This window comes from Microbacterium sp. Root180 (genome assembly GCF_001428485.1).
GTDB lineage: Bacteria > Actinomycetota > Actinomycetes > Actinomycetales > Microbacteriaceae > Microbacterium.
On sequence record NZ_LMHS01000002.1, the window covers coordinates 247,237 to 265,412 of the forward strand.

Sequence of the window (18,176 nt, forward strand, 5' to 3'; positions counted from 1 at the left end):
CCGCAGAGATCAGATGCCGAGGTCGCCCTCGAATGCCGCGGCCTCGAGACGCGTCTTGACGGCGCCCAGGAAGCGGGCGGCGTCCGCGCCATCGATGATCCGGTGATCGTACGAGAGCGCCAGGTAGACGTAGGACCGAACCGAGATCGCGTCCTTGCCGTCGACGCTCACCACGCCGGGGCGCTTGACGACGATGCCGGTTCCGAGGATGGCCGACTGGGGCAGGAACACGACGGGCGTGTCGAAAAGGGCACCGCGCGAACCCGTGTTGGTGAGCGTGAAGGTGCCGCCGGCCAGCTCGTCGGGCTTCAGCTTGTTGTCGCGCGTGCGGGCGGCGAGGTCGGCGATCTCGTGCGCGATCTGCGCCAGATTCTTGGATGCCGCGTCGCGGAGCACGGGCGTCAGGAGGCCGCGCTCCGTGTCGACGGCGATCGAGAGGTTCTCCGTCGGCGGGTAGACGATGTCCGTGCCGTCGACGGTCGAGTTCACCACCGGATAGGCCTGCAGGGCTTCGGCGGCCGCGAGCGCGAAGAACGGCAGGAACGACAGCTTGTCGCCGGTCTTCGACTGGAAGTCGGCCTTCACCTTGTCGCGGAACGACGAGAGCTTGGTGACGTCGACCTCGACCACGGTCGTGAGCTGCGCGGTCGACTGCATCGATGCGACCGCGCGCTCCGCGAGCACCTTGCGCAGACGCGACATCGGCTGGGTCGTGCCGCGCAGCGGCGAGACCTCGAGCGGTGCCGGCGCGGCCGGTGCGGGAGCAGGGGCCGAGGCGGCCGGGGCCGCCGCCGCCTCCGCGGCCTTGAGGACGTCTTCCTTGCGGATGCGGCCCCCGACTCCCGTGCCGGTGACGGAGGCGAGGTCGACTCCCTGCTGCTGAGCGAGACGCCGCACCAGGGGAGTGACGTAGGACACGACGTCGGAATCGTCCGTGACCGCCGACGCGGCCGGAGCGGGCGCCGCCTGCGGGGCCGCCTGCGGAGCGGGGGCTGCTGCCGGAGCGGGCGCCTCCGCCTGCGGTGCGGGCGCCTCCGCCTGCGGTGCGGGCGCCTCGGCCTGGGGAGCGGGGGCCTCGGCCTGCGGTGCGGGGGCCGGAGCCTCGGATGCGGCGGGCGCGGGCGATTCGGCGGGCGCGGGCGATTCGGCGGGCGCGGCGGCCGCACCTGCCTCGCCGATGCGGGCGAGGGGTGCGCCGACGCCGACGGTCTCGTCCTCCTGGACGAGGATCTCCTGCAGGGTGCCGGCGAACGGCGACGGGATCTCGGTGTCGACCTTGTCGGTGGAGATCTCGAGGAGCGGCTCGTCGACGGCGACGTCGTCGCCGACCTTCTTCAGCCAGCGCGTCACGGTGCCCTCGGTCACGCTCTCGCCGAGTTCGGGGAGCACGACCTCCTTGCCACCGGAGGCGGGAGCCGCCGCCGGAGCGGATTCGGCGGGCGCCTCCTGTGCGGGGGCCTCCTGCGCGGGCGCGGCGGGCTCGGGCTCGGCCGGCGCCTCTTCAGCGGGCGCGGCAGCGGCGGCAGGCTCCGCCTGGGCGGCCTCGGGCTGCGGGGCGGCGTCGGGTGCGCTCGATCCATCGCCGATCTTGGCGAGGACGGCACCGACCTCGACGGTCTCGTCCTCCTGGACGAGGATCTCCTCGATCACGCCGCTCACCGGCGACGGGATCTCGGTGTCGACTTTGTCCGTGGAGATCTCGAGCAGGCCCTCGTCCGCCTCGACAGTGTCGCCGACCTGCTTGAGCCAGCGGGTGACCGTACCCTCTGTGACGCTCTCGCCGAGAGCGGGGAGGACCACGGAAGTGCTCATGTCGATGTCTCCTTAGGAATGGATATCGGGTCTAGCTTAGTGATGCCGCGAGGCCCGAGCGTCAGAGCGCGTGGAGCGGTTTGCCCGCCAGCGCGAGGAACGCTTCGCCCAGGGCTTCGCTCTGGGTCGGGTGGGCGTGGACGAACGGCGCGATGTCTTCGGGATGGGCTTCCCAGCCGATGGCGAGCTGCCCCTCCGTGATCAGCTCGCCGACGCGATCGCCGACCAGGTGGACGCCCACCACGGGACCGTTCTTGACGCGGACGACCTTGACGATGCCGCCGGTGCCGAGGATCTCGCTCTTGCCGTTGCCGGCGAGGTTGTACTCGTACGACGCGATGCCGTCGGAGCCGTGTGCCTCGGCCGCCTGGGCCTCGGTGAGACCGACGGACGCGACCTCCGGGTGGCTGTAGGTCACCTTGGGGATCTGCGTGTCCGGGATCACGACCGGCGAGAGTCCGGCGATCTCCTCGGCCACGAAGATGCCCTGCTGGAAGCCGCGGTGCGCCAGCTGCAGACCGGGGACGATGTCGCCGACGGCCCAGATGTGGGTCACGCCGGTACGCAGGCGCTCGTCGGTGACGACGAACCCGCGATCGATCGTGAGGCCCGCCTCCTCGTAGCCGAGTCCGGCCGTCGCGGGGCCTCGCCCGACCGCGACGAGCAGGTAATCCGCCTCGAAGGTCTTGCCGTCCTCGAGGGTCACGGTGACTCCGTCGGCGGTCTGCGACACGCTCTGGAAGCGCACACCGAGCGACGACGCTATCCCGCGGCGACGGAAGGCGCGCTCGAGCGCCTTGCTGAGCGCCACGTCCTCGTTCGGCACGAGGTGGTCCAGCGCCTCGACGATCGTCACGTCGACCCCGAACGAGCGCCACACGCTCGCGAACTCCACGCCGATGACGCCGCCGCCGAGTATCACGACGCGCGACGGGATCTCGTCGAGTTCGAGGGCGTGCTCACTGGTGAGCACGCGGCCGCCGATCTCGAGACCCGGGAGTGTGCGGCTGTACGAGCCGGTCGCGAGCACGACGTCCGTGCCGCGGTAGAGATCGTCGCCCACGCGCACCCCGGGGCCGGCCTCGAGGCGTCCTTCACCGGCGACGACGGTGATCCCGCGAGCCTTCACGAGCCCTTCGAGGCCCTTGTACTTCTTCGCGACGATGCCCTCACGGTAGGCGCGGACGCCGGCAGGGTCGACGCCGTCGAAGGACGCGCGGATGCCGATGGCCGAGGCATCCCGTGCCGTCTCGGCGACCTCGGCGGCGTGGAGCAGCGCCTTGGTCGGGATGCAGCCGCGGTGCAGGCAGGTGCCGCCGACCTTGTCCTTCTCGATCAGTGCGACGGACTTGCCGAGCTCGGCCGCGCGCAGGGCCGCGGCGTAGCCGCCGCTGCCACCGCCCAGGACGACGAGGTCGAAGGTGTGGTCGGTCATCAGGACTCCTCTGTCGTGACGAATCGGATCAGGCTGCGCACCGTGGCTGCCGTGGGGCCCTTGTCGGTGAACCCGTAGCCCCCGCCCTTGTTCATGCCGACTCCGGCGATGTCGAGGTGCACCCACGGGATGCGCGGTGCATCGGCGGCGTCGGATGTCCGGCCGACGAAGTGGCGCAGGAACAGCCCTGCGAACAGAGAGCCCCCGGCGGGATCGCCGATCTTGGCGTTCTGCAGATCCGCGATGGGGGAGTCGAGCTCGTCGACCATGTGGGCCGGGAGCGGAAGCCGCCACGCCGGTTCCGACTCCGCCGCGGCGGCGGCGAGGTAGGCCGCGACCGCATCGTCGTCACCCATGACGCCGGTGTGACGGGTGCCGAGCGCGATCGTGATCGCACCGGTGAGGGTGGCCACATCGACGATGACATCCGGATGCTCGCGGCTCGCGGCGACCAGCCCGTCCGCGAGGACCAGGCGACCCTCGGCGTCGGTGTTCAGCACCTCGACCGTGGTGCCGTCGAGCATTCGCAGCACGTCGCCGGGACGCGTGGCGCGGCCAGAGGGCATGTTGTCCGCGACGCACAGCCAGGCCGTCACCGCGACCGGGGCGGCGATCGTGGCGACGGCACGCAGGACCGCCAGCGCCGTCGCGGCTCCGCACATGTCGTACTTCATGCCGACCATCCCGGCGGCGGGCTTGAGCGAGAGACCGCCGGTGTCGAAGGTGATCCCCTTGCCGACGAGCGCGACGTGGCGCGTCGCGCCCTCGGGGGCGTACGACAGGCGGATCAGGCGCGGCGGCCGGTCCGATCCCTGGCCGACGCCGAGGATGCCGCCGTAGCCGCCTTCGCGCAGCGCTTCCTCATCGAGGACGTCGACGGTCACGTCGAGGCCCTCCACCGACGCGCGTGCGCGATCGGCGAAGTCGGCGGGACCGAGCCATTCGGCCGGGATGGAGACGAGGTCCTTGACGAGCGCGGCGGCGTCGGCTGTGGCGATGACGGTGGCCAGAGCGCCGGCATCCTCCTCGACCGTGCCGTGCACGACCACGCGCGCGGCGCGCGGCTTCGGGGCCTCCGACTTGTAGCCGTCGAAACGGTAGCCGCCGAGGGCCGCACCCTCGGCGAGTGCGGTCCACAGCTGCGGATCGGCGTACGGCGCGCTGACGGCGACGGTCTCGAACCCCGTCAGGTTGCGGATCGCCGCACCGACCGCGTCGCGCAGGGCCGCGGCATCCGGAGCTGTTCCGGTTCCCACGACCGCGAGCGGCCGTGTGGTGGACTCGGGTGCGTAGACCCGTTGCAGCGAACCCGCGGCACCGGTGAAGCCGGTGGCGACCAGGGCATCGAGCAGACCCGGCCAGTCGCTCAGGTCGGGGGCGGCATCGCCCTCGACGGGGGGAAGTGCGATCAGGATCGCGTCGGCGTCGGACTCTCGGATCTGTGCATCGCTGTACGCGAGGTCGGGAAACGACATGACCTCCATCCTAGGGAGGTCGCGTGTTCGCTCTGAGCGGGATCGGCGAGACCCGGACCGTCGGCGGCGGCTCGTAGCATGGGGGTATGCCCCTCTCCGGCCCGCTGTTCGAGCGCTCTGCGTCCGCGCCCCCGGTGCCGCGGGGCCTGCCGCTGGTGATCGCGCTGACCGGATTCACCGACGCGGGCAGTGCGGTGAGCCAGGTCGTGGACTACGTCCGCGACGATCTCGCCCCGACGCCGCTGATCGTGTTCACCAATGACGTGCTCCTCGACTACCGCGCGCGCCGGCCCGTGATCTCCTTCGACCAGACCCACCTCACGGACTATCGTCCGCCGCGCCTCGAGCTGTCGTTCGCCCACGACGCCCTCGGTCAGCCGTTCCTGGTGCTCTCGGGGTACGAGCCCGACTTCGCGTGGGATGCGTTCACGGCCGCCGTGGTGGCGTTCGTCGAGGAATTCGGCGTGTCGACGGTGACATGGGTGCACGCCATCCCCATGCCGGTTCCCCATACGCGCCCGATCGGCACCACGGTGAGCGGCACGCGCACCGAGCTGACCGCGGCGCACTCGGTGTGGCAGCCGCACACCCAGGTCCCCGCGACCGCCGGCCACCTTCTGGAGTACCGCCTCGCGGAGGCCGGCGCGGACGTGGCCGGCTTCGTCCTGCTCGTCCCGCACTATCTGGGGGATACGGAGTACCCGGCGGCCGCACTGGCCGCGCTCGACAGCGTCACCGTCGCGACCGGGCTCGTGTTCACGGGAGAGGAGCTCCGCGAGGAGAACCGTGACTACCTCACCAAGGTCGGCGACCAGGTGAGCGGCAGCGAGGAGCTCTCGCGCATGGTCGAGGGACTCGAGGAGCGGTACGACGCCTACATGGCCGGATCCACGCTCGCCACGCCGATGATCCACACCGGTGATCTCCCGAGTGCGGACGAGCTCGCCGCCGAGCTCGAGCGCTTCCTGGCGACCCGCCCGACCGGCGAAGACGACAAGCGCGGCTCCTGACGCGGAATGCGCGAGCACTCCCCGATGTTGCAGGGGGAGAATGATGTGGCGCGACGGCAGCCCGTGCTGGCGGCCCATCGCAAGTATGAGATACTGGATGCTCTGACCCGTTGTCAACTGGTTCCGTGAGGTCATCTCGGCGGAGCGAGGACTTGACAAGGGTCTTACTAGTGTCCGAAATCTACCGGCGGCGTGCGGCCCATGCTTCCGGTGAAAGGCGAAACGTGACCTCAGGCACGAACACCAAGGCTCGCTCGGCCGCGAAGGACACCGAAGCGGACGAGACCACCACCGCGACGAAGGCGCCCGCGAAGTCCGCGGCCAAGCCTGCCGCGAAGACCGCGGCGGCTAAGCCTGCCGCCAAGAAGACCACCACGCGCGCCAAGGCGGCGCCGAAGACCGCCTCGAAGAAGGCGGCGAAGGACGACGAGGTGGAGGACGACGTCGAGATCGACGAAGTCGAGCTCGACGTCGACGCCCTCGACGACGACTCCGACGACTCGGAGGAGACCAGCGCGCCGACGCGTCCCGCGCGTCGCGGCACGAAGGCCGCCCCGGCCCAGGCTGACGACGAGGCCGCCGCATCCGATGACACCGATGCGGAGGACGACGACGAGGAGAGCACGAAGCCGGCGTTCACCGAGCCCCTGCCGACCGGTGCGATCGTCATCTCGTCGAGCGACGAGGACGATGTGCCCGTCTACTCGACGCAGATCACCGGCGCCACCGCCGACCCGGTCAAGGACTACCTGAAGCAGATCGGCAAGGTCCCGCTCCTCAACGCGGCCGAAGAGGTCGAGCTCGCGATGCGCATCGAGGCGGGTCTGTTCGCCGAAGAGAAGCTGTCGCACATGTCTGCGGCCGAGAAGTCCTCTCAGCTGGGACTCGACCTCCAGTGGGTCGCACGCGACGGCCAGCGCGCGAAGTCGCACCTGCTCGGCGCGAACCTGCGTCTGGTCGTGTCGCTCGCCAAGCGCTACACCGGTCGTGGCATGCAGTTCCTCGACCTCATCCAGGAGGGCAACCTCGGCCTGATCCGTGCGGTCGAGAAGTTCGACTACACCAAGGGCTTCAAGTTCTCGACCTACGCCACGTGGTGGATCCGTCAGGCCATCACCCGCGCCATGGCCGACCAGGCCCGCACGATCCGCATCCCGGTCCACATGGTCGAGGTCATCAACAAGCTCGCCCGCGTGCAGCGCCAGATGCTCCAGGACCTGGGCCGCGAGCCCACGCCCGAAGAGCTCAGCCGCGAACTCGACATGACCCCCGAGAAGGTCATCGAGGTGCAGAAGTACGGCCGCGAGCCGATCTCGCTGCACACCCCGCTCGGCGAAGACGGCGACAGCGAGTTCGGTGACCTCATCGAGGACACCGAGGCGGTCGTTCCGGCCGACGCCGTGGGCTTCACGATGCTCCAGCGCCAGCTCGAATCGCTCCTCGACTCGCTCTCCGAGCGCGAGGCCGGCGTGATCCGCATGCGCTTCGGCCTCGGCGACGGCCAGCCGAAGACCCTCGACCAGATCGGCGACACCTTCGGCGTGACGCGCGAGCGGATCCGTCAGATCGAGTCCAAGACGATGGCCAAGCTGCGGCATCCGTCCCGATCGCAGTCCCTCCGGGACTACCTCGAGTGAGCGAGGCGAACGCCGGCAAGGCGCTCACCGTCAAGGTCGAAGACTCGGCGTACGCCCGCATTCCGATCCGCACGCGGGTCGTCATGCCGGGCGACGACCTCGACGCGTTCGTGCGCGAGTACGCGGGTGAGCTGGTCCGCGAGGGCGACCTTCTGTTCGTCACCGAGAAGATCGTGGCGATCACGCAGGGCCGGTCGTATCAGCTGGATGAGATCCAGCCGCGCCGCCTCGCCCGCTTCCTGTCGAAGTACGTCACGCGCACGAGCTACGGCATCGGCCTCGGCATGCCCGAGACGATGGAGATGGCGCTGCGCGAGTGCGGTACGCTGCGCATCCTGCTCGCGGCGGCCGTCTCGGCCGTCACGAAGCTCTTCGGGCGTCGCGGAGACTTCTACCGGGTCGCCGGCTACAAGGCCCGCTCGATCGACGGTCCGACCGCGCACACCATCCCGCCGTACAACACCGCCGTCGTGCTCGGTCCGGCGAAGCCGAAGCAGGTCGCGCAGCACGTGCAGAGCCTCCTCGGCGTGCCCGCACAGGTGGCCGTGGTCGACATCAACGACATCGGCGGGAACATCCTCGGATCCACGCTGGATTCGGCCGGTGAGAAGCGACTCGTCGCCATCTTGAAGGACAACCCGCTCGGGCAGGGCCACGAGTCCACACCGCTCGGCATCGTTCGCCAGGTCTGACCCGCGGCAACGCGAAAAGGGCGGGCTCTCATCGAGAGCCCGCCCTTTCGCGTTGCTGGTGGACGGTGGCGCGGACCGGATCAGACCGACTCGGCCAGGCGCGCCGTCTCGTCGTGCCACGACGTGGCGATCGTGCGCAGCTTCTCTTCGTACTTGCGGCCGTGGTGGGCGCAGAAGAGCAGCTCGCTGCCGTTGACCTCGGCGGCGATGTAGGCCTGTGCGCCGCACGAGTCGCAGCGGTCGGCCGCCGTCAGGCGGTGCTCGAGGACGGTGCCGGCCTCGGTGGGTGTCGAAAGCGTGGTCATGTCGGTACCTCCTCGTTCAGATAGAACTCCGTTGCAGGTCATGAAATACAACCACGCCTTTGTTTCGAGAATGCCGCGAACCGGTCACATTTCGCTGAGCGCGTACGGCGAGGCTCCCAGAAGCGTGTCGGATCCGCTCACGGAGGCGCGGCGGATACTCTTGGAGATTGTGACAGCCGAGTACTCCGCCCATCATCTCCAGGTGCTGGAGGGGCTCGAGGCGGTGAGAAAGCGCCCCGGCATGTACATCGGGTCGACGGACTCCCGTGGGCTCATGCACTGCCTGTGGGAGATCATCGACAACTCCGTCGACGAGGCCCTCGCCGGTCACGGTTCGCGGATCGACATCGTGCTCCACGCCGACGGCAGCGTCGAGGTCCGCGACCAGGCGCGCGGCATCCCGGTGGACATCGAGCCCCGCACCGGCCTGTCGGGCGTCGAGGTCGTCTTCACGAAGCTGCACGCCGGCGGCAAGTTCGGCGGCGGCTCGTACGCCGCTTCGGGCGGTCTCCACGGGGTGGGAGCATCCGTCGTCAATGCGCTCTCGGAGCGACTGGACGTCGAGGTCGACCGCGGCGGGAAGACCTGGGCGATGTCGTTCCACCGCGGAGAGCCGGGGATCTTCGCCAACGGAGCACCGAACTCCGCGTTCAGCCCGTTCGAGGACCGCAGCGAGCTGCGGGTCGCAGGCAAGGCGGCGCGCGGTGTGACCGGCACGCGCATCCGGTACTGGGCCGACCCTCAGATCTTCACGAAGGACGCCGCCTTCAGCGCGCAGGAGCTCGAGCAGCGCGCGCGCCAGACCGCCTTCCTCGTTCCCGGGCTCGAGATCGTCATCCGCGACGAGCGCGCCGAAGAGCCGGTCGAGACGAGCTACCGCTACGACGGAGGCATCTCGGAGTTCGCCGACTTCCTCGCCCCAGATGCGCCGATCACCGATACCTGGCGCCTCACCGGCACAGGCACCTTCACCGAGACGGTGCCGGTGCTGCAGCCGACGGGCGCGATGGTTCCCACCGAGCTCGAGCGCACGTGCGAAGTCGATGTCGCGGTGCGGTGGGGAACCGGATACGAGACGACGTCGCGCTCCTTCGTCAACATCATCTCGACGCCGAAGGGCGGCACGCACCAGGCCGGGTTCGAGCTCGGTCTGATGAAGGTGCTGCGCACTCAGGTCGAGCAGAATGCCCGCCGACTGAAGTTCAGCGGGTCCGACAAGCTCGAGAAGGACGACATCCTGGCCGGGCTCTCGGCCGTGCTGACCGTGCGCCTGCCCGAGCCGCAGTTCGAGGGCCAGACGAAGGAGGTGCTCGGCACACCGGCCGTGCGCCAGATCGTCGCCAACGTGATCACCCGCGAGCTCACGGCGAAGTTCACGTCACCCAAGCGTGACGACAAGGCGCAGACGGCGCTTCTGCTCGACAAGATCGTCGCCGAGATGAAGGCCCGCATCTCGGCACGCGCGCACAAGGAGACCCAGCGACGCAAGAACGCGCTCGAGTCGTCTTCGCTGCCGGCGAAGCTCGCCGACTGCCGCACGAACGACGTCGAGGCTTCCGAGCTGTTCATCGTCGAGGGCGATTCGGCGCTGGGCACGGCGAAGCTCGCTCGCAACAGCGAGTATCAGGCGCTGCTGCCCATCCGCGGCAAGATCCTGAACGTCCAGAAGGCATCGATCAGCGACATGCTGTCCAACGCGGAGTGCGCCGCGATCATCCAGGTGATCGGCGCCGGCTCGGGCCGATCGTTCGACCTCGAAGCGGCGCGCTACGGCAAGGTGATCCTGATGAGCGACGCCGATGTCGACGGCGCGCACATCCGCACCCTGCTGCTGACGCTGTTCTTCCGCTACATGCGTCCGCTCATCGACGACGGCCGCGTCTACGCCGCCGTGCCGCCGCTGCATCGCGTCGTGGTCATGAACCCGGGCACCAAGCCCAACGAGACCATCTACACCTACTCCGAGCAGGAGCTCCACGGACTGCTCACCAAGCTCACGAAGGCGGGCAAGCGCTGGCAGGAGCCCGTGCAGCGTTACAAGGGCCTGGGGGAGATGGACGCCGATCAGCTGGCGACGACCACGATGGATCGCGCCGGCCGGACCCTGCGGCGCGTGCGGATGGAGGATGCCGAGGGCGCGGCATCCGTCTTCGAACTCCTCATGGGCAACGATGTGGCCCCGCGCAAGGAGTTCATCATCGATTCGAGCGACCGGCTGGCGCGCGAGCGCATCGACGCCTGAGACGCGCGCGCCCGGCGGGAGTGCCGTCCTCAGCGGATGCCGGTGCCGATCGCGCCGATCACGCCGTCGAGCGGAGTGCCCGAGGCGTCGCGCTTGGCGCCGGGCTCCGGCAGTGCGCGCGTCGAGCCGTCGGCGCCGACCGCTCGCGGGTCGGAGCCGATCCACGCGTGGGTGAGGGCGTCCTCGCCCTTGAGGAACCGTTGGGCCCGGACCCCGCCCGTCGCGCGGCCCTTCGCAGGGAACTCGGTGAACGCCGAGATCTTCGCGCTCCCGGCATCCGTTCCTGCCAGAGCAGCTCCCGAGCCTGCGACGGTCACCACGACGGCGTCGAAGTCGGATGCTCCCACCACGGTGAACGCGATGACCTCGGCGCCGTCGGTCAGGCGGATCCCCGCCATGCCGCCGGCGGAGCGTCCCTGCGGTCGCACCGAAGAGGCGTCGAACCGGAGCAGCTGGGCATCGCTCGCCACGAAGACGAGCTCCGCCCCGTCCGAGGCCGGCGCTGCGCCGACGACCCGGTCTCCGTCGCGCAGCGCGATGATCTCGATGTCGTGCTTGGTGCCGAGCTCGGATGCGGCGACGCGCTTGACGGTGCCGTGAAGGGTGCCGATCGCGATCGGCGGGGCGTCCTCGAGCGGCACGATCGCGACGACGTGCTCTCCCGAGCCGAGCCCCAGGTACTGATCGGCACGCGTGCCGGCCGCGAGCTGTACGGAATTGCCGGGGACCGACGGCAGGTCGACGGGGGAGAAGCGGATGAGGCGGCCATGGCTCGTGACGGCGCCGACGTCGCCGCGCGTGGTGGTGTCGACCGCGGCGCGGATCGCATCGTGTTTCGCACGGCGCGACGGCGGAACGACTCCGCCATTGGGCACGTCGGCGGCGAGCTCGGCGCGCACCATGCGACCGGTCGCGGAAAGGAAGACGCGGCACGGCGTGTCGGCGATCTGCAGGTCCGCCGCGGCGGCCGCCGCCCGTGACCGTGGAGCGACCGGCCCGCCGTTGAGCAGCAGGGTGCGGCGCGGCGTGCCGTACGTCTCCGCGGCGGCATCCAGCTCGCGAGCGACCTGCGCGCGCAGCAGCACCTCGCTGCCCAGAAGCTCCTCGAGCTCGGCGATCTCGGCCTTGAGCTTGTCGCGCTCCGCCTCGAGCTCGATGCGGGAGAACCGCGTGAGGCGACGCAGCCGCAGCTCGAGGATGTACTCCGCCTGCGGCTCCGACAGATCGAAGACGTCCATGAGGCGTGTGCGCGCGGCGTCGCCGTCGTCGGAGGTGCGGATGACCTGGATGACCTCGTCGATGTCGAGGATCGCGATCAGCAGACCCTCGACGAGGTGCAGCCGCTCCTTCCGCCGTGCCAGCCGGTAGGCGCTGCGCCGCGTCACCACGCTGAGGCGGTGGGCGAGATAGACGCTCAGCAGGTCGCGCAGACCCAGCGTCTGGGGCTGGCCGTCCACCAGTGCGACGTTGTTGATGCTGAACGAGTCCTCGAGCGGGGTGAGGCGGTAGAGGTGATCGAGCACCGCCTGCGGATCGAACCCCGTCTTGATCCCGATCACCAGGCGGAGGCCGTGATGACGGTCGGTGAGATCGGTGACGTCGGAGATGCCCTGGAGCTTCTTGGCGGTGACCGCGTCCTTGATCTTCTCGATGATCCGCTCCGGACCGACGAGGTAGGGCAGCTCGGTGACGACGATGCCGGTGCGGCGGGGGCCGAGGGACTCCACGGAGACCTTCGCGCGGGTGCGGAACGAACCGCGGCCCTTCGCATAGGCGTCCTTGATCCCGTCCAGGCCGACGATGATGCCCCCCGACGGCAGGTCGGGCCCGGGGACGAACTCCATGAGCTCCTCGACGGTGGCCTCGGGGTTGTCGAGCAGATGGATCGCGGCGCCGACGACCTCGATCAGGTTGTGCGGCGCCATGTTCGTCGCCATGCCGACCGCGATGCCCGTGGCGCCGTTGACGAGCAGGTTCGGGTAGGCAGCCGGGAGCACCTCGGGCTGCTGGAACTGCCCGTCGTAGTTGGGGATGAAGTCGACGACGTCTTCATCGAGGTTCTCGGTCAGCGCGAGAGCGGCGGCGGCGAGGCGCGCCTCCGTGTAGCGCGGAGCGGCCGGGCCGTCATCGAGCGATCCGAAGTTGCCGTGACCGTCGACGAGCGGCACGCGGAGCGAGAAGGGCTGGGCGAGGCGCACGAGGGCGTCGTAGATCGGCGCGTCGCCGTGCGGGTGGAGCTTTCCCATCACCTCGCCGACGACGCGGGCGCTCTTGACGTGGCCGCGGTCGGGGCGCAGGCCCATGTCGGCCATCTGGAAGAGGATGCGGCGCTGGACGGGCTTGAGGCCGTCACGGGCATCGGGCAGAGCCCGCGAGTAGATCACCGAGTAGGCGTACTCGAGGAAGGACCCCTGCATCTCGGTGGAGACATCGACGTCCTCGATGCGGCCGTGGTCGATGGGGGCGGATTCGGTGCGGGATGCGGGCATGACTGAGCCTCGGGTTACGGCGGAGCGGTGGGGGCCGATCGCGTGTGTGCGAGACTGACCCCGATGTCCCTCAGCCTACCCGCGGACCCGCTGCGAGCCCGGAGCCTCACCGGTGTCGTGCCGCAGATGTCGGCGGCGCTCGATGGCCGTTCGGACTGGTTCGCCCCCGCGAAGAGCGCCGTGGTCCTCGTCGTCGACGGGCTCGGTTCCCTCAACCTCGCCGCCCGCGCCGGACATGCGCGGTTCCTCGCTCAGGCGGGCACGAAGAAGGACGTCGCCCGCACGGTCTTCCCGTCGACGACGGCGTCGGCCCTCACGAGCCTGCTGACCGCGACCGAACCGGGTGAGCATGGGATTGTCGGCTATCGTGCGCGCGTCCCCGGCACCGATGACGTGATCAACCAGCTCCGCGGGTGGGACACCGACGGCCTGCCGCTGTCGTGGCAGCGGTCCGTGCCGTTGACGTCGTCTTCCGGACGCCCCTTCTTCGTCGTCACGAAGCGCGAGTACGCCGGAACGGGCTTCACCGCCGCAACGCAGGCAGGCGCGGAGTTCCACGGTGTCGACGATCTCGTCGAGCGCTTCGAGACGGCCGCCGACCTGGCCTCGCGCACCCCCGGCTCACTCGTCTACCTGTACGCCCCGGAGCTCGACGGCCTCGGCCACCGCCGCGGCTGGGAGTCCGACGAGTGGCTCGTGGGCCTGGAGAAGGTGGATGCCGCCGCCCGCGCCCTCGCGGGCGCCCTCGCCCCGGGTGTCGGCGCGATCGTCACCGCGGACCACGGGATGGTGGACGTGCCGCGGCACCGCCACATCCTTCTGCGCGAGGGAGACCGGCTGCTCGAGGGCGTGCGCCTCATCGGCGGAGAACCGCGGATGCTGCACCTCTACGCCGAGCCCGGAGAGGAGCGGGCGGTGCTGCACAACTGGCGGGTGGCCGAGGCATCGCGATCTTGGGTGCTGTCTCGCGAAGAGCTGATCGCGTCGGGCCTTCTCGGGCCGGTGGACGCCGAGGTCGCTCCGAGGATCGGAGACGTGGTCGTCGCAGCGCGATCCGCCGTCGTGTACTACGACGACCGTGCGGCCGACAAGAGCCCGCAGAAGATGATCGGGCAGCACGGCTCGCTCACCCCGGAGGAGCGCGTCGTGCCCCTGCTTCGGCTCGGGGCGTTCGCCTGACCGCTCAGTCTTCGGTGCGGGCGCCGAAGACGATCTCGTCCCAGGACGGCATGGACGTCCGGCCCTTGCGCCGCCCCGCCTCCGCGACAGCCGACGGCACCTCGAACTCGATCTCGTCGATCTCGTCCGCGACGGCCTCGTCGTAGCCGGGCTCGAGCGCGTCGAAGAGCGCCACGGGGGAGTGCGAGCGACTCGACGCCGCCTCCTCGGTACCCGGGAGCGGTTCGCGCTGACCACGGCGGCGCCGCAGCGCCTCGAGCAGGTCGGCGGTCTCGGCGGACGTCGCGATCGGCTCGTCCGCACGTTTGATCGCCGCCTGCTGCACGGCCGGCGCCGCGGGTGCGGGAAGGTCGGGAGACTCCAGGTCGGCATCGGGGAGCTTGCGAGGACCGAACGCGCCGCTGTCGAAGCGCGTGTCGTCCTTGGCCGGCGCGGTCTCGAGAGCCCGCAGGCGCGGGATCAATCCGTCCGGCAGCGAACCCTGGCGCGACAGCTGGATCGCATCGGCGTTCAGAGGTGACAGAGTGCTTCGACGAGGGTCGAAGCCCCAGCGTGCGTCGTGGTCCACATCGTTCGCAGTGAACTCGAGCTTGACGATCCAGCCGGTGTGATCCTTCCAGCTGGTCCAGCGCTCGGCGATCGCCCCCGCCTCGGCCAGCTTGGCGCGCACCGCCGTCCCGAAGGTCGCGTTGGCGTCGGACTCGAAGTCGCCGCCGAGCAGCACGGGCACGGCGAGCGCCTGACCGACGACGTGCTCGCGCTCGGCGAGCACGGGGCCTTCGAAGCGGATGACATCTTCGACACGTGCGCCGAGAAGGCTCGCGACCTCGTCTGCGGAGAGCCCGGCACGAATGTGGGACTGGATCTCGCGCGGGCTCGGCCGCGCTGCCTGCACGTCTCCGTCCCGCTCACGGCGTGCTCTGCGCAGCTCGATGCGCAGCACCTCGTCGACGGCGAGTGCGAACCTCTCGCCGGACTCGGTCGCCAGAACGAGACTGTCGTCCTCGGTTCCGATCACCTTGAGCTGTTCCATGCGAACGCGCCTCCGATCCTGCGTGTCCCGCCCATGCTGACACAGGCGGTGTCGACGGCCGGGAATATCCCGCGCGTGGCGCGAGTTTCAGGCGGACGCAGGGCACGGCATCCGATCTTCCGCATTTGCGAAATCGAGCCCCGTCATGCAAACTATCGCCGCCCGAAGGGGCGCGCACCCGAGATACTCCGGAAGTTGAGACGCTTACGCATGGCCACCGATTACGACGCCCCCCGCAAGACCGAGGACGACAGCGAGTCGATCGAGGCGCTGAAGGAACGCGTCCCCGACAAGCTCTCGGGCGCGGTCGATGTGGAGGACGCCGACAACCCGTCCGGCTTCGAGCTGCCGGGAGCGGATCTGTCGGACCTCGAGCTCGACGTGGTCGTCCTGCCGCCGCAGGAGGACGAGTTCACGTGCTCGAACTGCTTCCTCGTGAAGCACCGTTCGCAGCTCGACCACGACACCGCCCACGGACCTATCTGCGCGGAGTGCGCCGCCTGACCTGAGCGCGGCGCATCGCCGCGACGAGCCGATCCGGCGTGCGGGTGGAGACCACCCACACCGGGGTCGGGTCGTCGGGGTCGATGACCGGCACGACGATCACCGCGTCGATCCCGCCGCGGATCACGTGCCATGATCGCGGGTCCAGACCCGCACCCCGTGCTGTCCTCGCCTCTTCACCCGTGACCGCGATGGGGTCGCCCAGCAGAGTGACGTCGATGTGCGCGCGCCCCGCGCGCAACTCACCGTTCGTGATCGCGACGACCGGTGAGCCCGCCACGAGCAGAGCCACGATCGCCACCCCGACGACCGCGCCGATCACCAGCGCCGCGGTCGTGTCGATGGGGGCGAACACGGCCGTGGCCATCGGCCCGGCCACCGCGGCGCTCACCAGGATCCACAAAGAGGGGCCGAGCCTCTCGCGATACTCGCCGGCCCCGACATCGAGCGTTGTCTTCTGCATTACCCTCATTGGGTGACTGAAACGGTGGACGTCCCCATTATCGCTTCCGACGTCCCGGTGTACGCGCACCCGGGCGACGCCGGCGCCGACCTGGTCGCGGCCGAGGCGGTGCGCCTCGAACCCGGCCGGCGGGCCATGGTGGGCACGGGCGTGCGCATCGCACTCCCGGAGGGGCACGTCGCCTTCGTCGTTCCTCGCAGTGGACTCGCGGCCAAGCACGGCATCACCGTGGTCAACGCCCCCGGCACCGTCGACGAGGGATACCGGGGCGAGATCAAGGTCATCCTCCTCAACACCGATGCCGAGCAGGCGCACGACATCGCCGTGGGCGATCGGATCGCGCAGCTCATCGTGATGCCCGTGCCGCGCGTCAGATTCATTCCCGTGGAGGCTCTGCCCGAGAGCGTCCGAGGCGAAGGCGGCTTCGGCTCCACCGGCTACAAGAAGGACGGAGTCCTGGCATGACCGACCCCACGCCCGCGGACGCCCCGCAGAAGGATGGACCGGAAGATCGTGCGATCGCCGGTCCCTTCGACGAGTCCGAGGCCAACCCGGTCCGGCCGTACATCGACCTCGGCGGCATCAAGATCCTTCCGCGCGAGGGCCTGAACCTCCGTCTCGAGGTCGAGGAGCAGACCAAGCGCATCGTCGCCGTCGGCCTGGACTACGCCGACTCGACCCTGCAGGTCCAGCCGTTCGCGGCACCGCGCACGGCCGGCCTGTGGGCCGAGACGCGCGAGCAGATCCGCGCGCAGATCCGCCAGCAGGGCGGTCGTGTCGAGGAGCGCGAAGGCCCGCTGGGGCCGGAACTCCTCGCGGAGGTGCCGGTCGTCGCGGGGCCGGACAGTGCGGCAGGCAAGCGTCTGGCACGGTTCATCGGCGTGGACGGCCCGCGGTGGTTCCTCCGCGGCGTGATCGGCGGCGCCGCCACGTCGGACGTCGAGGCCGCGGCCGCGGTGGAAGACCTCTTCCGCTCGATCGTCGTGGTGCGCGGCGGCTCGCCGATGCCCCCGCGCGACCTCATCCCGCTGCGCATGCCCGCCACCCCCGGGGTCGCGTGAGCGACGCGTCCCAGCCCGAGGGGGACGAGCAGCGCAGCGCCGATCTCACGCCGCCGCCCCCGGCCGCGGCATCCGCTTCGGACCTGGTGGGTGCGGCGCTCGGAAGCGCCGCCAAGCGCGCCGGCCTCGACCCGGCGGAGGGCGCTTCCACCGGTCACGTCGTCTGGGCGGCGATGGGCGGCTGGCGCGGCGTGCTCGAGTCGGTCCTCCCCGGCGTCGTGTTCCTGATCACCTGGACGGCGACCTACGATCCCGCCACCCGATCGGGCAATCTTCTCCTGAGCCTCGTGCTGTCTGTCGGTCTCGCGGGGATCTTCACCCTCGTGCGTCTCGTGCAGAAGCAGTCCGCCGCCGCCGCGATCGGCGGTCTTGTGGCCGCCGCGGCCGCCGCCGGGCTCTCGCTGCTGACGGGCAGGGGCGAGGACAGCTTCATCCCCGGGTTCATCACCAACGCGGTCTATGGCACCGCCTTCCTCGTGTCGGCGCTCATCGGGTGGTCGCTCATCGGGCTCGCCGTCGGCTTCCTGATGTCCGAGGGAACGGCCTGGCGCGCCGACAAGCGCAAGCGTCGCGTGTTCTTCTGGCTCGCCATCGCCTGGGCTGCGCTCTTCGCGGCACGACTGCTGGTGCAGGTCCCGCTGTACTTCGCGGGCGACGTCACCGCACTGGGCACCTTCAAGCTCGTGATGGGCCTGCCGTTGTTCGCGCCCCTGGTGGCGGTGACGTGGCTTGCCGTTCGCGCGCTCTACCCGCGCCGCGAGACGCGAGACGACGTCGCCGCAGAGTGATACATTTATCTTGACATCAAGATAAATTCGACTCCGTCGAGGATTAGGTCA

Annotated in this window: 16 protein-coding genes; 9 read left to right on the plus strand and 7 right to left on the minus strand. The window is 70.0% G+C overall.

The window, feature by feature from the left end; translation table 11 throughout:
* Positions 1-9: 9 nt before the first annotated feature.
* From sucB to ASD93_RS05485, 3 genes are all read right to left on the minus strand, one after another.
* On the minus strand, positions 10-1,812 hold the full coding sequence (gene sucB / locus ASD93_RS05475) for a 2-oxoglutarate dehydrogenase, E2 component, dihydrolipoamide succinyltransferase (protein WP_056119851.1): 1,803 nt from the start codon (positions 1,810-1,812) through the stop codon (positions 10-12).
* A gap of 61 nt (positions 1,813-1,873) precedes the next feature.
* The gene (gene lpdA, locus ASD93_RS05480; RefSeq protein ID WP_056119854.1) at positions 1,874-3,247 is read right to left on the minus strand and encodes a dihydrolipoyl dehydrogenase; all 1,374 of its coding nucleotides are present in this window, start codon (positions 3,245-3,247) and stop codon (positions 1,874-1,876) included.
* Positions 3,247-4,722, minus strand: coding sequence for a leucyl aminopeptidase (locus tag ASD93_RS05485; protein WP_056119857.1), 1,476 nt, complete (start codon positions 4,720-4,722; stop codon positions 3,247-3,249). The genes lpdA and ASD93_RS05485 overlap by 1 nt, the downstream gene beginning before the upstream one ends.
* 86 nt (positions 4,723-4,808) lie before the next feature.
* Here ASD93_RS05485 and ASD93_RS05490 point away from each other — a divergent pair, with 86 nt between their 5' ends.
* The 3 genes from ASD93_RS05490 to ASD93_RS05500 all read left to right on the plus strand — a co-directional run bounded on the left by ASD93_RS05490 (position 4,809) and on the right by ASD93_RS05500 (position 8,061).
* Positions 4,809-5,732, plus strand: a complete 924-nt coding sequence (locus ASD93_RS05490; protein WP_056119860.1) for a proteasome assembly chaperone family protein — start codon at positions 4,809-4,811, stop codon at positions 5,730-5,732.
* Between the two features lie 224 nt (positions 5,733-5,956).
* Positions 5,957-7,369: an RNA polymerase sigma factor gene (locus ASD93_RS05495; RefSeq protein ID WP_056119862.1), complete on the plus strand. Its 1,413-nt coding sequence runs from the start codon at positions 5,957-5,959 to the stop codon at positions 7,367-7,369.
* Positions 7,366-8,061 (plus strand): coenzyme F420-0:L-glutamate ligase, encoded by a 696-nt coding sequence (locus ASD93_RS05500; RefSeq protein ID WP_056119866.1) that lies wholly within the window; start codon positions 7,366-7,368, stop codon positions 8,059-8,061. Before ASD93_RS05495 ends, ASD93_RS05500 begins: the two co-directional genes overlap by 4 nt.
* Positions 8,062-8,141: 80 nt before the next feature.
* Here ASD93_RS05500 and ASD93_RS05505 read toward each other — a convergent pair whose 3' ends face one another.
* A complete protein-coding gene (locus tag ASD93_RS05505) occupies positions 8,142-8,366 on the minus strand; it encodes a hypothetical protein (protein ID WP_056119869.1) in 225 nt (74 codons plus the stop codon).
* Between the two features lie 169 nt (positions 8,367-8,535).
* Here ASD93_RS05505 and ASD93_RS05510 point away from each other — a divergent pair, with 169 nt between their 5' ends.
* Positions 8,536-10,608 carry a DNA gyrase/topoisomerase IV subunit B gene (locus ASD93_RS05510; protein WP_056119871.1) on the plus strand — a complete coding sequence of 691 codons (2,073 nt, stop codon included), beginning with the start codon at positions 8,536-8,538 and terminating at the stop codon, positions 10,606-10,608.
* Between the two features lie 29 nt (positions 10,609-10,637).
* On the opposite strand, the gene ASD93_RS05515 is transcribed toward ASD93_RS05510, so the two are convergent.
* Entirely contained in the window at positions 10,638-13,097 is a 2,460-nt protein-coding gene (locus ASD93_RS05515) for a DNA topoisomerase (ATP-hydrolyzing) subunit A (protein WP_056119874.1), read from the minus strand.
* A 63-nt stretch (positions 13,098-13,160) separates the two neighbouring features.
* On the opposite strand from ASD93_RS05515, the gene ASD93_RS05520 reads away from it, so the two are divergent.
* Positions 13,161-14,276: an alkaline phosphatase family protein gene (locus tag ASD93_RS05520; RefSeq protein WP_056119877.1), complete on the plus strand. Its 1,116-nt coding sequence runs from the start codon at positions 13,161-13,163 to the stop codon at positions 14,274-14,276.
* A gap of 4 nt (positions 14,277-14,280) precedes the next feature.
* Here the strand turns inward: ASD93_RS05520 and sepH are convergent, their stop codons facing one another.
* Positions 14,281-15,309 (minus strand): septation protein SepH, encoded by a 1,029-nt coding sequence (gene sepH / locus ASD93_RS05525; protein ID WP_056119879.1) that lies wholly within the window; start codon positions 15,307-15,309, stop codon positions 14,281-14,283.
* 210 nt (positions 15,310-15,519) lie between these two features.
* On the opposite strand from sepH, the gene ASD93_RS05530 reads away from it, so the two are divergent.
* Positions 15,520-15,813, plus strand: coding sequence for a DUF4193 domain-containing protein (locus ASD93_RS05530; protein ID WP_056119881.1), 294 nt, complete (start codon positions 15,520-15,522; stop codon positions 15,811-15,813).
* Here ASD93_RS05530 and ASD93_RS05535 read toward each other — a convergent pair.
* Entirely contained in the window at positions 15,788-16,276 is a 489-nt protein-coding gene (locus tag ASD93_RS05535) for a DUF3093 domain-containing protein (RefSeq protein ID WP_056119884.1), read from the minus strand. The genes ASD93_RS05530 and ASD93_RS05535 overlap by 26 nt on opposite strands.
* A 12-nt stretch (positions 16,277-16,288) precedes the next feature.
* Here ASD93_RS05535 and dut point away from each other — a divergent pair, with 12 nt between their 5' ends.
* From dut to ASD93_RS05550, 3 genes are read left to right on the plus strand one after another with little or no spacing between them, the layout of a single operon-like run.
* Positions 16,289-16,741 carry a dUTP diphosphatase gene (gene dut, locus ASD93_RS05540; protein WP_200950593.1) on the plus strand — a complete coding sequence of 151 codons (453 nt, stop codon included), beginning with the start codon at positions 16,289-16,291 and terminating at the stop codon, positions 16,739-16,741.
* Positions 16,738-17,337, plus strand: coding sequence for a DUF3710 domain-containing protein (locus tag ASD93_RS05545; protein ID WP_056119890.1), 600 nt, complete (start codon positions 16,738-16,740; stop codon positions 17,335-17,337). Before dut ends, ASD93_RS05545 begins: the two co-directional genes overlap by 4 nt.
* Complete coding sequence (locus tag ASD93_RS05550) at positions 17,334-18,125, plus strand: DUF3159 domain-containing protein (protein WP_056119892.1); 792 nt, start codon at positions 17,334-17,336, stop codon at positions 18,123-18,125. Before ASD93_RS05545 ends, ASD93_RS05550 begins: the two co-directional genes overlap by 4 nt.
* Positions 18,126-18,176 lie beyond the last annotated feature (51 nt).